Genomic DNA, 15,823 nt, shown 5'->3' with positions numbered 1-15,823 from the left:
CCGCGCCTGCGCAAGCACCGGCTGCGATCGGGCGATCGTGCCGATCGGCCGCGTGCGATCGCCCTGCCCGGCCCGCCCGAAGCCTGCGCGCGAGGCTGCGCCAACCAATGGCAGGCCACGCACCAGGCCTATGCGTGTCATGCGTACGGATGCCGCGTCAAGCGCGCAAAGCCTGAGCAGGCTCACTACAATGCCGGCCCCGTACTCCCCCGCAGTTGCCGCATGCACATCGTTGTCAAAGAAGAACTCAAGGCCTATATCGACCCGCTGACCCCCGACGAGCACGAGGCGCTGGAGCGCAGCCTGCTGGCCGAAGGCTGCCGCGACGCACTGGTGCTATGGGGCGATGTGCTGGTGGACGGCCACAACCGCTACGGCATCTGCCAGAAGCACGGACTGCCGTTCCAGACCGTGCAGAACCCGCGCTTCCAGTCGATGCAGGACGTGCACCTGTGGATGATCGAGCAGCACCTTGGTCGCCGCAGCGTGTCCGACTTCCAGCGCGGCGTGCTGGCGCTGCGCAAGCGCGAGATCCTGGCCGCACGTCAACGTCCCCAGCGGGAGGCCGATGCCGCCGCCGCAGCGCCTGGCCTGGCCGCCACCGCTGCGACCGACGGCAGCGACGAACCCGCCGTGCGCGACAGCGGCACGGTGCAGGCGATCGAGGACACCGACAGCCCGCCGTGGGAAGAGACCTCCACCCCGGTCAGCCGTGCCGAGCTGGCCCGCGAGGCGCGGCTGAGCAGCAACCAGGTGGTGATGATCGAACGCATCCACAAGCAGGCCGCGCCCGAGGTGGTACAGGCAGTGAAGGCCGGCGAGATCTCGATCAGCGCTGCCGCCGCGGTAGCCACCCTGTCCGAGGACGAGCAGCGCGCTGCGGCGCAGGCCGGCAAGGCCGAACTCAAGCAGGCGGCCAAGCGCGTGCGCGACGCCAAGCGCAAGCCCAAGTCCGACGACGCCGAAGGTGGCGAAGCCGAGCGCCGCGACCTCAAGGCCTTGCAGCGCCGCGTCAATGAGCTGGAAAACGAGAATGCCGCCTTGCAGTCCAAGGTCGCCGCGCTGCAATCGCAGCTGGAGCGCCTGCGCGGCTGAGGCTGCCGGCGAAGCGGCATCGTACTCACTGGCGCTCCCACCGTCCTTCCGCCGACGCCATACCGGTAGGAGCGCGCCCTGGCGCGACCGGCATTGCCGATAGCGCCACCGCGTATGAGAACGCCGCGACTGCGGCCGCGGTACAGCGGTCCACTGCCGTGGACATGCCCTGCTCCAGCGACTGGGTACACTTCGGGGATGGACCCAAGCCTCAGCACGCCCCGCCCCGTCGATCCCCGCCGCGCACAGTTGCAGCGCATGAAGCTGCTCGCTGCAGCGCTGTTGCTGGCCATGTTCGCAGGCTTCGTGATCAGCCACCTGATGGGCGAACAAGGCATCTGGGCCTGGGTATCGGCGTTCTGCGAAGCGGCCACGGTCGGCGCGCTGGCCGACTGGTTCGCGGTGGTGGCCCTGTTTCGCCACCCGATGGGCTTGCCGATTCCGCACACCGCCATCCTGCCACGCGGCAAGGAGCGCCTGGCCGACGGGCTGGCGGTGTTCGTGCGCGACCAGTTCCTCGCCCCGGATGCGCTGATGGAAAAACTGCGCGTGTTCGATCCCGCCAGCCGCCTCGGCGAGTGGCTGGCCAAGCCCGAGCAGGCGCGCATGCTCGCGCAGATGGCACGCGGCTGGATGTTGCAGGCGATGGAACTGCTGGATGAGACCGCCGTGCGGCGCGCGATCCAGCGCTTCGTGGTGGACCGGCTGCGCAAGTGGAACGCGGCCGCCACCGTCGGCGACGTGATGGCCCTGCTCACCACCGACGGACGCCACCAGAAACTGCTGGACGAGGTGCTGCTGCGCCTGGGCGACTGGCTGGGCCAGGAACGGGTCAAGACGCGCGCATCGGCGCTGATCGTGCGCTACGCGCGTCGTGAGTGGCCCAAGCTGGTGGGCACGGTCAATTGGGTCAAGCCGATCGAAGAAATCGGCGACTCCCTGGCCGACCGCATGGCGCGCGCGGCGATCGAAGAACTGCAGGACATCCTCACCACGCCCGAGCATCCGATCAGGCGCGACTATGAAACCTGGTTGCAGGGTTACATCGGGCGCTTGCGCGACGAACCGGAGATGGCCGCCCGGGTCGAAGCGCTCAAGCAGCGGATGATCGAGCATCCGGCCCTGCAGGACTACGTGCAAGGACTGTGGGGCGAGATCCGCGACGCGCTGCGCAATGACCTGGCACACGAAGAGTCGTCGGTGGCTGCGCACATCGAGCGCTCGATGCAATCGCTCGGCCAGGCACTGGCGCAGGACCCGTCGCTGCGCGAAGCGCTCAACCAGCACATGCTGCAGGCCGCCGACAAACTCACCTCACGGTTGCGTACGTCCGTGACCGACCATATCGCTTCGACGATGAAAAGTTGGGACGAACGTCACCTCGTCGAACAATTGGAATTGGGTGTTGGACGCGATCTGCAATACATTCGCTTCAACGGAACGTTGGTCGGTGGATTGATCGGCCTCATCCTTCACGCGTTGTCGATCTGGCTCTCGTTCTGATGCGCTGACACCAGATCGATCGGCCACCGACAGGCGCGCAGGCAGGGGCTAAGCACGCAATCGCATCGACACCTCGCGGCATACACGGTCGGCGCCGGCGCCGGCCACATACCGAGCACGCAACAGGCAAGGCGAAGGAACGAACATGCCGAATGGCCGCTGGAATCTGCGCAGGAAATACGGGCGCCGGGCGTTTCTGTGTGCCGCGTTGATTCTCGCAGCCGGCCTGCTCGCCGCCGTTCTTGCCGGCGTCTGGTTGCAACGGCACAACGAACTGGAGCGCGAACAGCGCTTCCAGTACGTGGTGCGCACGCTGGCACGCAACATCGGCGAACGCATGTACACCTTCGAACACGGCCTGCGCGGTGCGCGCGGCGCGGTGATCGGCGCAGGCAGCGACGTGATCAGTCGGGAACGCTTCACCCTGTACAGCCGTTCGCGCGACTATGCGCGCGAGTTTCCCGGCGTCCTGGGCTATGGCTACATCCATCGGGTCGCGCCCGCCGACGAAGAACGGTTTCTGCAGACCGCACGCGCCGATGGCGCACCGGATATCCATCGCCGCGCCTTGGCGCCGTGGGACGGCGAACGCTACCTGGTGCTGTATTTCGAGCCGGAATCCTCGGGCAACCGTCCCATCGGCCTGGACATCGCCTCCGAACCGCGGCGCCGCGCCGCCGCCCTGCAGGCTGCACGCAGTGGCGAGCCCATCATGACCTCGCCAGTGTCGTTGTCCGGCTACCGCATTCCCAACGAGAGCGGTTTCCTGGTGCTGCTGGCGGTGTATCGCGAGGGCATGCCGTTGCAGACCCCGCAACAACGCATGGCAGCGACCAGCGGCTGGGTGTATGCACCTTTCAGCGTCGAACAGATGGTGCAGAGCGCGCTGGGCGAACGTAACGACGTGGCGCTGGACCTGTCCGATCGCGACGAGCCCACCCATACGTTCTACCGCAGCGGCATCGCCGCCCACGACAGCGCGCGGCGCCGCCCGGTCGTGCAGTCGCTGCCCATCTATGGCCGCACCTGGATCATCACCGCCCATCCCACCGACAGCTTCGTCGCCTCGCTCAACCAGACCTCTCCCTGGCTGATCGGCGGCCTGGTGATGGGCACGGCGGCACTGCTGGCGGCGTTGTTGAGCCTGTATTTCAGCAACGGCCTGCGTCGCGAGGAAGTGTTGCGCAAGCAGATGGAACTGGCCGCTCTGGTGAGTCATTCCAGCGAAGCGATCGTGGCCGAGACCCCGGATGGGCGCATCACCCACTGGAACCCGGCTGCCGAAGCGATGTTCGGTTACCCGGCATCGGAAGCAGTCGGCCAGAACCTGAACTCGCTGCTGTCGCCGCAACCCTATGCGATGCCGGAGATCGACCATTCCGAGCAGGCGCCCGCAGCCAACGCCTCTGCAGCGCTGAGCATGCGTCACCGCGATGGCCACCAGGTCCATGTGCTGGCCAGCAAGGCGCCGATCATCGAAGCCGACGAAACGCTCAGCGGCCATTCGCATTTCTTCCGCGACATCTCCGAACGGGTCCGCTCGCATCAGCGCATCGTCGACCTCAATGCCTCGCTCGAGCACCAGGTGGCCGAGCGCACCAGCGAGCTGGTGAAGTTCTCGGTGCTGCAGCGCGCGATCCTGGCACATGCCGGCTACGCCATCATCGCCACCGACTCGGCCGGGTTCGTGACGCTGTTCAATCCCGCCGCCGAGAAACTGCTGGGTTACAACGCCGACGATGTCATCGGTCGGCGCAAGGCCAGCCAGTTCGTCGAGCACGACCAACTGCAGGAACGCGCACAGCGGCTGTCCGAACAGACCGGCGTCCCGGTGGCGCCTGCACTGGAGGCGGTGGCGGCGTTGACCAGCCTGGGCCGCAGCGACACCAGCGAATGGACCTACGTCAGCCATGATGGTCGCCGCCTGCCGGTGTTGCTGACGCTGAGCACGCTGCGCGACGACAACGACCAGGTGATTGGCTATCTGGGCGTGGCGGTCGATCTCACCGAGCAGAAGCTGCACGAAAAACAACTGCGGCTGGCGATGGACGCGGCCAAGAGCGCCAACCAGTCCAAGTCCGACTTCCTGGCCAACATGAGCCACGAGATCCGGACCCCGATGAACGCCATCCTGGGCATGCTCTACCTGCTCCAGCGCAGCGAGCTGGGCGGCGCGGCCCAGGACATGGTGGCCAAAATCGACCGCTCCGCGCGCAACCTGCTGGAGATCATCAACGACATCCTGGACTTCTCCAAGATCGAGGCCGGGCGTATCGATCTGGAACGCGCGCCATTCGATCTCAACCAACTGTTCGACAATATCGCCGACCTGATGCGCTCCTCGCTCAGCGCCAAGCCGGTGGAGATGATCGTCGAGCCGTTGCCGCGCGACAGTCGTTGGCTGCTGGGCGATGCGCTGCGCATCAACCAGGTGCTGGTCAACCTGGTCGGCAACGCGATCAAGTTCACCGAACAGGGCGAGGTGGTTCTGTCGGTACGGCGCTTTCCCAGCGGCGATCCGAACAGGGTCAAGCTGCTGTTCTCGGTGCGCGATTCCGGCATCGGCATTTCCAAGGAAAAGCAGAGCCTGATCTTCTCGCCGTTCCTGCAAGCTGATACCTCGACCAGCCGGCGCTACGGCGGCAGCGGCCTGGGCCTGACCATCAGCCGCCGGCTCATCGAGCTGATGGGCGGCGAGCTGGAGGTGGAAAGCGTGCCCGGCCGCGGCAGCGAGTTCTACTTCGTGGTGACGCTGGAGAAGGCCGAGCCGCCAGCCACACAGACCGAGCTCCCTGCACTGCCGCCCGAAGCGATGCCGCGGGTATTGATTGCCGACGACCACGACGCGGCGCTGAACAACCTGGTGCGTATCGCCACCGATCTTGGCTGGCAGGTGGATGCGGTGACCAGCGGGCAGGCCGCACTGGCCGCGATCGAACAGGCCGGGAAGCCCTACGACATCTTCCTGCTCGACTGGCGCATGCCCGATATCGACGGCGTGGCGATCGCCCGCCAGATCCGCGCACGCGCGGCCCCCGGGCCGCATCCGGTGATCGTGATGGTCACCGCCTACGAACGCCGCCTGCTGGAGCAGCATCCCGAGCAGCAGGACCTGGATGCGGTGATGACCAAGCCGGTGACCAGCGCCGCCCTACACCGCCTGGTGGAACAGCTGGCCGACGCGCGCCTGGGCGCACGCCCGGCAGCGCCGACCTTCGTGTCGCGGCGGCTGGAAGGAGCGAACCTGCTGCTGGTGGACGACAGCGAAATCAATTGCGAGGTGGCGCAACGCATCCTCGAAGGCGAAGGCGCGATGGTGACCGTCGCCCACGACGGCGAGCAGGCGGTGAACGTGCTGCAGCGCGCGCCGGAGTTGTTTCAACTTGTGTTGATGGACGTGCAGATGCCGGTGGTGGATGGTTACGAAGCCACCCGCAGGCTGCGCCAGATCCCTGCCCTGGCCAGCCTGCCGGTGATCGCCCTGACTGCCGGCGCGTTTCGCCCCCAGCAGGAAAAAGCCCTGGAAGCCGGCATGAACGGTTTCATCGCCAAACCGTTCAACGTGGAGGAACTGGTCACCGCGATCCGTCACTTCATGCACCCGAACATGCGCCGCATACCCTCGCTGCCGCACGAGGCCGATGGCGGCGAAGGCCCGGAATGGCAGCACAGCGATCCGGAACTGCTGGACGCCGCGCGCGCGCGCAGCCTGTGGCGCGAACGCGAGCCCTATGTGCGCTACCTGCTCAAGCTGCTGCGCGAAAACCCCGACCCGGCCGCCACCGCTGCCGAGCATCTGCAGCGCAACGATCTGCCGGCCATCGGCGCGATGGCGCACAAGTTGCGCGGTGCAGCCGGGTCGCTGGCGCTGCCGGCGCTGGCCGGCGCGGCAGGCGAGCTGGAGAGCTGTGTCGAGGACGGCCACGACCTCACTGCCGCGATGGTGACGCTCAAGGACATCATGCAGCGCACCGCCGATGCGATCCATGCCTTCGTGCAGCACGACGCGGTGGAGGCGATCGGCGATGCCGCCGGAGGCGCGATCGACGCCGACAGCGTGCAGATCCTGGAAGCGGCCTTCGCCAGCGACGACGCCGACAAGATCGACCACGCGCTCTTGATCTGCGCACCGCGCCTGCCGGATGGCTTGCGCCAGGAATTGCAGCGCGCGGTGGAGGATTTCGACTTCCGTGGCGCCGAAACCATGCTGCGCCAGTGGCAGACCACCCACCCATCATGAAGGCCACCTTCCCAAGCCATCGGTAAGGACTCACGCATGCCGTCCCGCCCCCTGCTTTGCGTCGACGACGAATCCAGCAACCTGGCCACCCTGCGCCAGCTGCTGCGTGACGAGTTTGCGCTGGTGTTCGCCAAGTCCGGCGGTGAAGCGCTGGAGGCGGTCGGCCGCCATGCGCCGGCACTGATCCTGCTGGATGTCGAATTGCCCGACATGGACGGCTACGCGGTGGCGCGCGCGCTCAAGCGGGATCCTGCAAGCAGTGCGATCCCCATCCTGTTCGTGACCTCGCGTAGCGGCATGCGCGACGAGCAGGCCGGCCTGGACGCGGGCGCGGCCGATTACGTCAGCAAACCCTACTCGCCGGCCCTGCTCAAGGCACGTATCGGCACCCAGTTGAAGCTGGCCGAAAGCCTGCGCCTGGCCGAGCAGTACCAGGCTGCGATCCATCTGCTGGGTACCGCCGGCCAGGGCCATGACATGGATACGGGCGCACATATCTGGCGCATGGCGCTGTATGCGCGCGTCCTGGCCGAGGCGGCGGGCTGGTCACCGCAACGGGCGCAGCTGCTGCAGGACGCCGCGCCGCTGCATGACGCCGGCAAGATCGCCGTGCCTGCCAACATCCTGCACAAACCCGACGCGCTGGACGAATACGAACGTTCGGTGGTGCGGCAGCATCCGCAAGCCGGCCACGACCTGCTGCGTCACGGGCGCGGGCCGGTGTTCCAGCTGGCGGCCGAAATCGCGCTGCATCATCACGAATGCTGGGACGGCAGCGGGTATCCGCAGGGTCTGGCCGGCGACGCCATTCCCGAATCGGCCCGCATCGTCGCGGTGGCCGACGTCTTCGACGCCCTGTGCGGGCGGCGCGCCTACAAGGCGCCGTGGCTGGTGGACGATGCGGTACGCAAGCTCGACAGTATGTCCGGCAAGCAGCTGGAACCGCGCCTGGTGCAGCATTTTCATGCGGCGCTGCCGCAGCTCATCCAGATCAAGGACGCCTGGGACAGCCGTGCGGCGCCCGGTTGATGCGCGCGGACCAGCGCATGGCGACAGCTGGTAGACCGGCCACCAGGCGCGGACGCTGGCGGCTGTGTTCCTCCTCACGCCCGTTTCGAGCCCGCCTCGCGTCGCGTCCAGGCTTGTGTAGCAAGGCACAGCCGCCAGCGGCGGGCAGGCCGCGCCTCTCGCTTCGGCGGAAAACGGCCAGGCCGTGCAGCCCTGGACCATCACCCTTCTCCCGCCGTGAAGCCACAGGTTCCAGCAGAGCGTGGGCCGCGCCTCTCACTTTGCGGGAATCGGCTCCACCATGCAGCGTGGACCATCACCCTTCTCCCGCCGGGAGAAGGTGCCCCGAAGGGGCGGATGAGGGGACGTGCCGCACCTGGCATCGCCCGATCACTCGAACACCCAGCGCACTGCAACGGAGCCGCCACCGCCGGCATGCCCTCATCCACGTAGCGAAGGAAGGACGGCGCGTAACCGGCCAATGATGCAACGCGAAGATATCGCACGGGTGGCAAGAGGGTTTGTGCAGACCGTTCCCCACAGCGTTCTCCTCGTCGGCAGGCCGACCAAGGCTTAAGACGTCGCAAGCCGTCATCTGCGACACGCTGTGCACGCAGCGTTGCCATCTTGCGCTTGAACCGCCCGGCGCGCGGGCGGACAATACCAATGTTGCGCCGCACAACACCGTGCGACGCGGGTCGATCCGGCTGCCGCTGCGGCGCCGTCGATGGCCCGGCAACCGAGAATCCGATGTCATCCAGCGTGCCCGAGGCCGACACCGCGCCGCCGTCCTATCCCGATTACCGCATCATTTCGTTGATCCTGGCCTGCGCCATCTTCATGGAGCAGATGGACGCCACCGTACTGGCGACTGCGCTGCCTGCCCTGGCGCACGAGTTCGGCGTCGCCGCGCCGGCCATGAGCATCGCCATGACCAGCTATCTGCTGGCATTGGCGGTGCTGATCCCGGCCAGCGGCGCGATCGCCGACCGCTTCGGCCTGCGCCGCGTCTTCGGCGCGTCGATCTGGGTGTTCGTCGGCGGATCGATCCTGTGTTCGCTGGCCGACAGCCTGCCCGCGCTGGTCGCCGCGCGCGTGCTGCAAGGCGCCGGTGGCGCGATGATGGCGCCCTTGGGCCGGCTGATCCTGCTGCGCACCGTCGAACGCCGCCACCTCGTGTCGGCGATGGCCTGGACGCTGGTGCCTGCCTTCATCGGCCCCATGCTCGGCCCGCCGCTGGGCGGCTTTTTCGTGTCGTATCTGGACTGGCGCTGGATCTTCTACATCAACGTCCCGATCGGCGTGGCCGGCTTCTTCCTGATGCGTCGCTTCATCCCAGAGATTCCCGCCGAATCGGCGCCGCCGCGCTTCGACCTGCGCGGCTTCGTGCTGTGCGGCGTCGCCCTGGGCTGCCTGTTGTTCGGGTTGGAGATGGTCAGCCAGGAACAGGGCGCCGGCAAGGCTGCCGGATTGTTGGCCATCGGCGCCGGCGCGGCCCTTGGCTATCTCTGGCATGCGCGCCATCACCCTGCTCCGCTGCTGGATCTGACCCTGCTGCGGATCGAGTCGTTCCGGCTATCGGTGATCGGCGGCGCGCTGATGCGCATCACCCAGGGCGCGCATCCGTTTCTATTGCCGCTGCTGTTCCAGATCGGCTTTGGCATGAGCGCCGCGCACAGCGGCCGCCTGATCCTGGCCACCGCGCTGGGCGCGCTGCTCATGCGCAGCATCACCCCACGACTGCTGCGCCGCTTCGGCTACCGCAACAGCCTGATCGGCAACGGTGTGCTGGCCAGCCTGGGCTACATGGTGTGCGCGCTGTTCCGCCCCGATTGGCCGCAGCCGCTGATGTTCGGCCTGCTGCTGTGCTGCGGCGCCTTCATGTCGTTCCAGTTCGCCGCCTACAACACCATCGCCTACGAAAACGTGCCGGCAGCGCGCATGAGCCGCGCCAGCAGTCTGTACACCACCCTGCAACAATTGATGCTCTCGGTGGGCGTCTGCGCCGGGGCGATGATCCTCAAGCTGGCGATGCTGGCCGGCGACCATGTCCAGCCGCAACAACGCGATTTCTCGCTGGCCTTCTGCGTGGTCAGCCTGATCTCGCTCAGCGCCACCTGGTGGCATCTGCGCTTCGACACGCATGCCGGACAGGAAATGAGCGGGCATCGCGCTTGACCGGGCGGTTTGGGCAGACACTGTCGAAGCGGCGTCAGGCCTGTGGTCGCCATTGCGCCGATCGCCTCCAACCAACACCGGCAAGCCGCTGGCGGTACCGCGGGCGCTGCCGGCACGCCCGTTGCCGCCACGCCACGCCGATCGGCAAGCGGCCGAGCGCGACATGCGGTCAGCGGCCCCGCAAGCCACGCAGCGCAACCGGTTGCCTGCGCCGCCCTGCGGTGAATCCGGAATAAGCAATTCAGCATACGAGCGCTCAAGACTGGGCAAGGAAGGCCGCTAGCTGGGCAAGACGCGCAAGCGCCGCCACAGCAAGCCCATTCACATCTGCACCGGACGATCTCATGAACGCTTTCCTGCAACGCCTCAACGTAGGCCGCCGCCTGGGGATGGCCTTCGGTCTCCTCATTCTCCTGTCGGGGCTGCTTGTCGCCGCCGGCCTGATCGCCATGTCCACCGCCCGCTTCGAGCTAGACACCATCGTCAACAGCAACATGGAGCGGATCCAGCTGTCGTCCGAGATGCTCGATGCCAACACCAACGTGGCGATCGGTCTGCGCGACATCGTGATGGTGTCTGGCGAAGACGCCAACCGCAAAGCGCTCGCGATGGTGCAGGCCAATCGTCAGCGCTACAAGCAGGCCCACGACGCGTTGGCCGCCATGCCCAGCAGTGCGGTCGAGAAGGAAGCGCTCGATCTGGTGCAAAAAAAGCGCGAAGTATCGGTCAAGTACAATAATCAGATCCTCGCTTACGGCGAGCGCGACCAGAATGCGCAGGCGCAGGCCCTGCTTCAGGGCGCAGCCGCGGTCGCGATGGATGCCCAGCAGGCGGCTATCCGCGCCAACGCGACGCTGGAACGCCGGTTGAGCAAGAGCGCCTACACGGCCGCATTGGCATCGATGCACCGGGGCAAGATCATCCTGACCACTGGCGGCATCGCAGCGCTCCTGATCAGCGCGCTGCTTGCCTGGCTCATCACCCGCAGCCTCACCGCTCCGCTCGGCCAGGCCACCCGTACCGCCGAATCCATTGCCGCAGGCAATCTGAACAACGACGTGCATAGCGTGGCCACCGACGAAACCGGGCGGCTGCTGCAAGCCATGGACAAGATGCAGCTTCAACTTCGTAACCTGATCCTGGCGCAAACCGACATGGCCAGGCACCACGACGCGGGCCAGATCAGCTACCGGATCGATGCGTCCGTATTTCCCGGCGACTACGGTCGCATGGCCAACGACACCAACCTGCTGGTGGCTTCGCACCTCGCCGTGCAGACCGACCTGGCGCGCATCATGGGCCGGTACGCGATCGGCGACCTCAGCGACGACATGAGCCAGCTGCCCGGCGAAAAGGCCGTATTCACCGACACCATGGTGCAGGTGAAGGCCAACCTGTCGGCGATGAACCACGAGATCAAGCACCTGGCGCAAGCTGCAGCCGATGGCGATTTCAGCGCGCGTGGCGATATCGAGCGCTTCCAGCACGACTTCCGCGCCATGGTGGCGAGTCTCAACACGCTGATGGCCACCGCCGACGGCAACCTGCAGTCGCTGTCCGGCCTGTTGCAGGCGATCGCAGCCGGCGACCTGACCGCCCGCATGAGCGGCGACTTCCGCGGCGTGTTTGCGCAGATGCGCGACGACGCCAACGCCACCGCCACCCAGCTGGCGCAGATCGTCGCCGGCATCAAGCAGTCCGCCGTGTCGATCAAGGGTGCCGCCAGCGAGATCGCCGCCGGCAACCAGGACCTGTCGCAACGCACAGAACAGCAGGCCGCCAACCTGGAGGAAACCGCCGCCTCGATGGAAGAGCTCACCTCCACCGTCAAGCAGAATGCCGAAGGCGCGCGCCAGGCCAATCAACTGGCCATCGGTGCTGCAAGCGTCGCCGCACAGGGCGGCGAGGTGGTCAACCAAGTGGTCAACACCATGGCCGGCATCGAAGCGTCTTCCAAGAAAATCGCCGACATCATCAGCGTCATCGACGGCATCGCGTTCCAGACCAATATCCTTGCGCTGAACGCTGCCGTGGAAGCGGCACGCGCCGGCGAACAGGGCCGCGGTTTTGCAGTCGTCGCCAGCGAAGTGCGCACCTTGGCGCAACGTTCCTCCGGCGCTGCCAAGGAGATCAAGGGCTTGATCGACGACTCGGTGCACCGCGTCGGCGAAGGCTCGGCCTTGGTGCACCGTGCCGGCAAGACCATGGACGATGTCGTCGCCAGCGTCCAGCGGGTCACCGATATCATGGGCGAGATTTCCGCTGCCTCGCAGGAACAGTCGGCCGGCATCGAGCAGGTCAACCAGACCATCACCCAGATGGACGAGACCACCCAGCAGAACGCCGCGTTGGTGGAAGAAGCCACTGCAGCGGCGCGCGCACTCGAGGAGCAGGCGATCGGTCTCACCGAGGCAGTGGCGGTGTTCAAGATCGCCGAAAGCCCGACGACGGCATTGCCAGCGGCGGCTGGCGCCACGCACCTGCCGTCGGCGGTGAAACAGCGGCCAGCGCCCGTGCAACGCAAGATCGGGCCCAAGCCGCGTGCGCTGCTGGCCGCCGCGCACGAGGGGAGCTGGCAGGAATTCTGAGCCAATGGCCGGCCCCTGGGCCTGGCCTGGCTCGATGCGCGCCAAACAGATCGCCGCCGGAATGGAGGCGACGGCTGGCCAGGCGCCCCTGACAACCCGGCATGCCATCGGCAGCCAACGGAATTGCCGCCCTCGGGCGGCAATTCGGTCCTGCTGTCATCTCGTCAAAGGCTACACTCCATCGGCAGCCAAGCCCTGGCCCTGACTGCAGACCGAGGACGTCCGCCTGCAACAAGACGATCACATCCAGCCGCAGTGGCGCGAAGCTGCGCCCATCTCCCGCGTGGCGGGCCTGATCTGCGTCGGCACACTTCAAACCATTGCGTGGCGAGAGGCCCAATACCCGAAATGGCCAGGGATCGAGCCTGGATCCAACATCGCACGACGTGTCGATCGCTCCATTTCCTCGATCGTGCATTACCGCAGTGTCATCGACGCTCAGCGACCACGCGATACTGACCTTTATCGCCATAGCGTGGCCCTTTCCTGTCGATCTCGGCGCATAGCCTGTCCTTGCCACAGGCAACCAGATTGGCACGCACGACACGATCCAGAAAGGTGATTTCCGCCCTGAGTTGGGCGGCTTCCGCGATAGCCGCTTTTGTACTGTAGAGCGCGTAGCCGGCGACGACCACGCTGAGGACACCTGCCACCAGCAGGGCAATCGATGCGATCCACATGCGCCGCGTTATCGCTGTTTCCAGGGAATGCCGTGCGTGGGCGTAACGCTGGGTGGCCTGCTGGACCGTCTGCTCCGCAGTTGCCATCTTCTTGTTGAATCGCTCGGCCGCCGGTTCCAGCGTTTGTGTCAGCGCCTGCTTGCTCAGTTGCGTCAGCCTGGGTAGCGCGCTTTCCACCACACGATCGATGCGCTGATCGGCACGATTGACCGCACTCTGCAGAAGCTGCAGCTGCTCCCGGATCAGATCTTCCAATGCTTTCTCCCGCCGCTGCAGCGTCCCGATCATCACCGCCATGGCCTGGGTCGATTCCTTCAGCGTGCGTTCGGAACCGTTGGCATCGGGCTGTGCGGAGGTGTTGTGCATGTCCATAGTGCTCTCTCGATAACTCAGTTTGCTGCATGCGTTCCAGCTATCCACCGCCACCACCGCCGCCGCCACCTCCGTCGCCACCTCCACCGCCGTCGCCCTCTGGTCCTTGCATTGCCGGGCCCCTGGCGAACTGCGGTAGCGTCATCACCATCACCGGGCCACGGCTGGTCTGCACCTCTGTCGAGACGTCCATGTTCAACGCCTGGCGCGTGTTCGCCTGCTCTTCGGCCTCCTGCAGGGCCTGCGCATCCAGGAATTCATGGCCCCGTTTGGCAAGGGCCTGGCTGTAGGGGCTGTTGGCGACCCGCTCCAAGGCCTGCTCGATCGCCAGCTCGTTCTTGCAGTCGATGGCGTACAGCAACTCGTCCACATCCGGATCGCCGGTGATGTTCTTGCGCTGGGGCGGCGGCCGATCTTCCTGCTCGCCAGCGGCAAGAGATTGTCGCGCCGTGTCTGCCGGCGGGGCGCGTGGGGGTCTTAGGCCAGAGGGACCATCGGGATCGTACCCTTCACGCAATTCCAGCTCGGTAAACGGCCGCTCACCCCGGTCCACGCGTGCCTGCCGCGCTTCGGCGACGCGGTTTTCCATTTCGAGCTCCTGTTCGAGTTGGATACGCAGCTCACGCATGGAGCGCTCGATCGCCTCCCAGGAGTCCGGATCGGCGGGCACGGTGGCAGGACGGTGGTGCTCATCTGCCAGGGGTGCGGAAAGCGGCTCGCGCACATCGGGCACGCACTCGGGTGCGTCGGCGGAGCGGCCTGCGGTCGGCATGTCCAGCGATGGCCCGGTCGCTTGCGCGAGATGTGCGGACACTGGCAACGTCGCAGGGGGATCTGGTGCTTCCGGTGCTTGAGCCGCTGGAGTCAGCGCCTGTGGATCGTCGCGTTGTTCTGCCGCCACCGGGATGACGAGCGACGGCGCGGAAGGTGCGTTCGCCGCCTGCGCCAGGTACGCGTTCGCCGGCTGCTCGGGCTGCTGCGCAGGTGCCTCTTGGTGCGCATCCAAGGCTTGCGCCGTCATCGGCCGTTGGCCGCCGTGCAGGTCCGCGACCTGCTGCTGGCCTGCCGGTGCGGCCTGCGCGATCGCCGCGCTCAACGCTGCCTGCTGCTGGACTTCCTGCGGGCGCTGTTCTTGCGCTTGCTGGCTTTGCGGCCGCTGCTGCGCCACGTCGGATGCCTGTGCCTGCGTCGGCGCTGACAGCTGCTCCTGGGGCCGTTGGGCGACGTCATCGGGGCTAGACCGCTGCTCGGGTTGGCGCGGCGATGTGTCTTGCGCATGGAGCGACGACGGCTCGCGCGAGAGGACTTCCTGTGCCGGCTCCTGCTCGCGTTGTGGAGCCGCTTGGGCGTGGAGCGGCTGTTGCTCGTGATGTTGCACCGTTTGCGCCTGCAGGCGTTCCTGCTCGCTCTGCTGGGCGTCCTGGGTCTGGCGTGTTTCCTGCTCGCGCTGCTGCGTCTCCTTAGCCTGCTGCTGCGCTTGTTCGCGCTGCTCGGTCTCGTGCGCCTGCCGCTGTGTTTGCTCGCGTTGCTGACTCGCCTGTGCCCGTTGCTGGGCCTGCACGTGTTGTTGGGCGTCCTGCTCCTGCTGCTCCAGCCGCTGGACTTGCTGGTGCCGCAGTTCCAGCGCGACGTGTGCCTGCAGCGCCTGAGCGGCCTGCGCCCGAACGTCGTGCGATTCCTGCGCCTGCATCGCGTGGGCGTGAGCCCGTGCCAGTTGCTGGTCCTGCGCCTGCAGCTCTTCCTGCTGCCGTTCTTCACGCTCCTGCGCGGCGCTGGCCGCCCGACCCTGTGCATGCACGTCGAGCGCATGCTGGTTGGAGGGAGCGGAAGATGACGTGTCCGCATCTGCGGATACGTCTGATGTGCGAGGCGCAGAGGCCGACTGCTGTAGCGGCAAGGCTGGCTTCTGCTGCGCCTGCACCTCCTGCAGTGCCCGGCGGATGTCCTCGGTGCTGGTGACCGCCACGATGCGCTCCACGCCATCGGCGCCACGTTGCAGATGCGCAATCGGGCTATCGGCGCCGAACTGGCCGCCCGGGCCGCGCTGCAACTGCATCGCGCCATCGCCCACGAGTCCCTCCACCTCGCGCGTGCGTTGAGTCGCCAGCTCGATCGCTTCGCGCCATTGCGGCTGCAACTCGGTGCCAATGATGCGATAG

At 66.6% G+C, this 15,823-nt stretch carries 7 protein-coding genes and 1 pseudogene; 6 read left to right on the top strand and 2 right to left on the bottom strand.

All coding sequences use genetic code 11. From position 1 onward, the window contains the following. The first annotated feature begins 222 nt into the window (after positions 1-222). The 6 genes from LL964_RS00040 to LL964_RS00015 all read left to right on the top strand — a co-directional run bounded on the left by LL964_RS00040 (position 223) and on the right by LL964_RS00015 (position 12,612). Complete coding sequence (locus LL964_RS00040; protein ID WP_104586870.1) at positions 223-1,095, top strand: plasmid replication/partition related protein; 873 nt, start codon at positions 223-225, stop codon at positions 1,093-1,095. Positions 1,096-1,293: 198 nt separating this feature from the next. Further along, complete coding sequence (locus LL964_RS00035; RefSeq protein WP_104586869.1) at positions 1,294-2,598, top strand: DUF445 domain-containing protein; 1,305 nt, start codon at positions 1,294-1,296, stop codon at positions 2,596-2,598. 145 nt (positions 2,599-2,743) lie between these two features. Then, on the top strand, positions 2,744-6,838 hold the full coding sequence (locus LL964_RS00030; protein WP_104586868.1) for a CHASE domain-containing hybrid sensor histidine kinase/response regulator: 4,095 nt from the start codon (positions 2,744-2,746) through the stop codon (positions 6,836-6,838). 36 nt (positions 6,839-6,874) lie between these two features. Beyond that, on the top strand, positions 6,875-7,867 hold the full coding sequence (locus LL964_RS00025) for an HD-GYP domain-containing protein (protein WP_104586867.1): 993 nt from the start codon (positions 6,875-6,877) through the stop codon (positions 7,865-7,867). Positions 7,868-8,596: 729 nt separating this feature from the next. After that, positions 8,597-10,024, top strand: coding sequence for an MFS transporter (locus tag LL964_RS00020; RefSeq protein ID WP_104586866.1), 1,428 nt, complete (start codon positions 8,597-8,599; stop codon positions 10,022-10,024). A 344-nt stretch (positions 10,025-10,368) separates the two neighbouring features. After that, entirely contained in the window at positions 10,369-12,612 is a 2,244-nt protein-coding gene (locus LL964_RS00015; protein ID WP_104586865.1) for a methyl-accepting chemotaxis protein, read from the top strand. A 428-nt stretch (positions 12,613-13,040) separates the two neighbouring features. Here the strand turns inward: LL964_RS00015 and LL964_RS00010 are convergent, their stop codons facing one another. Next, the gene (locus tag LL964_RS00010; protein ID WP_228329350.1) at positions 13,041-13,664 is read right to left on the bottom strand and encodes a hypothetical protein; all 624 of its coding nucleotides are present in this window, start codon (positions 13,662-13,664) and stop codon (positions 13,041-13,043) included. 40 nt (positions 13,665-13,704) lie between these two features. Continuing rightward, a pseudogene (locus LL964_RS00005) lies at positions 13,705-15,823 on the bottom strand (hypothetical protein); the annotation flags it as partial.

The organism is Xanthomonas melonis (assembly GCF_020783655.1).
GTDB lineage: Bacteria > Pseudomonadota > Gammaproteobacteria > Xanthomonadales > Xanthomonadaceae > Xanthomonas > Xanthomonas melonis.
The sequence above is the reverse complement of the archived record's forward strand: the minus strand, read 5'-3'. Positions and strand labels throughout refer to the sequence as shown.

Coding starts and splice junctions, on each gene's coding strand:
- LL964_RS00040 (WP_104586870.1), top strand. CDS start 223: ATGCACATCGTTGTCAAAGAAGAACTCAAGGCCTATATCGACCCGCTG.
- LL964_RS00035 (WP_104586869.1), top strand. CDS start 1,294: ATGGACCCAAGCCTCAGCACGCCCCGCCCCGTCGATCCCCGCCGCGCA.
- LL964_RS00030 (WP_104586868.1), top strand. CDS start 2,744: ATGCCGAATGGCCGCTGGAATCTGCGCAGGAAATACGGGCGCCGGGCG.
- LL964_RS00025 (WP_104586867.1), top strand. CDS start 6,875: ATGCCGTCCCGCCCCCTGCTTTGCGTCGACGACGAATCCAGCAACCTG.
- LL964_RS00020 (WP_104586866.1), top strand. CDS start 8,597: ATGTCATCCAGCGTGCCCGAGGCCGACACCGCGCCGCCGTCCTATCCC.
- LL964_RS00015 (WP_104586865.1), top strand. CDS start 10,369: ATGAACGCTTTCCTGCAACGCCTCAACGTAGGCCGCCGCCTGGGGATG.
- LL964_RS00010 (WP_228329350.1), bottom strand. CDS start 13,664: ATGGACATGCACAACACCTCCGCACAGCCCGATGCCAACGGTTCCGAA.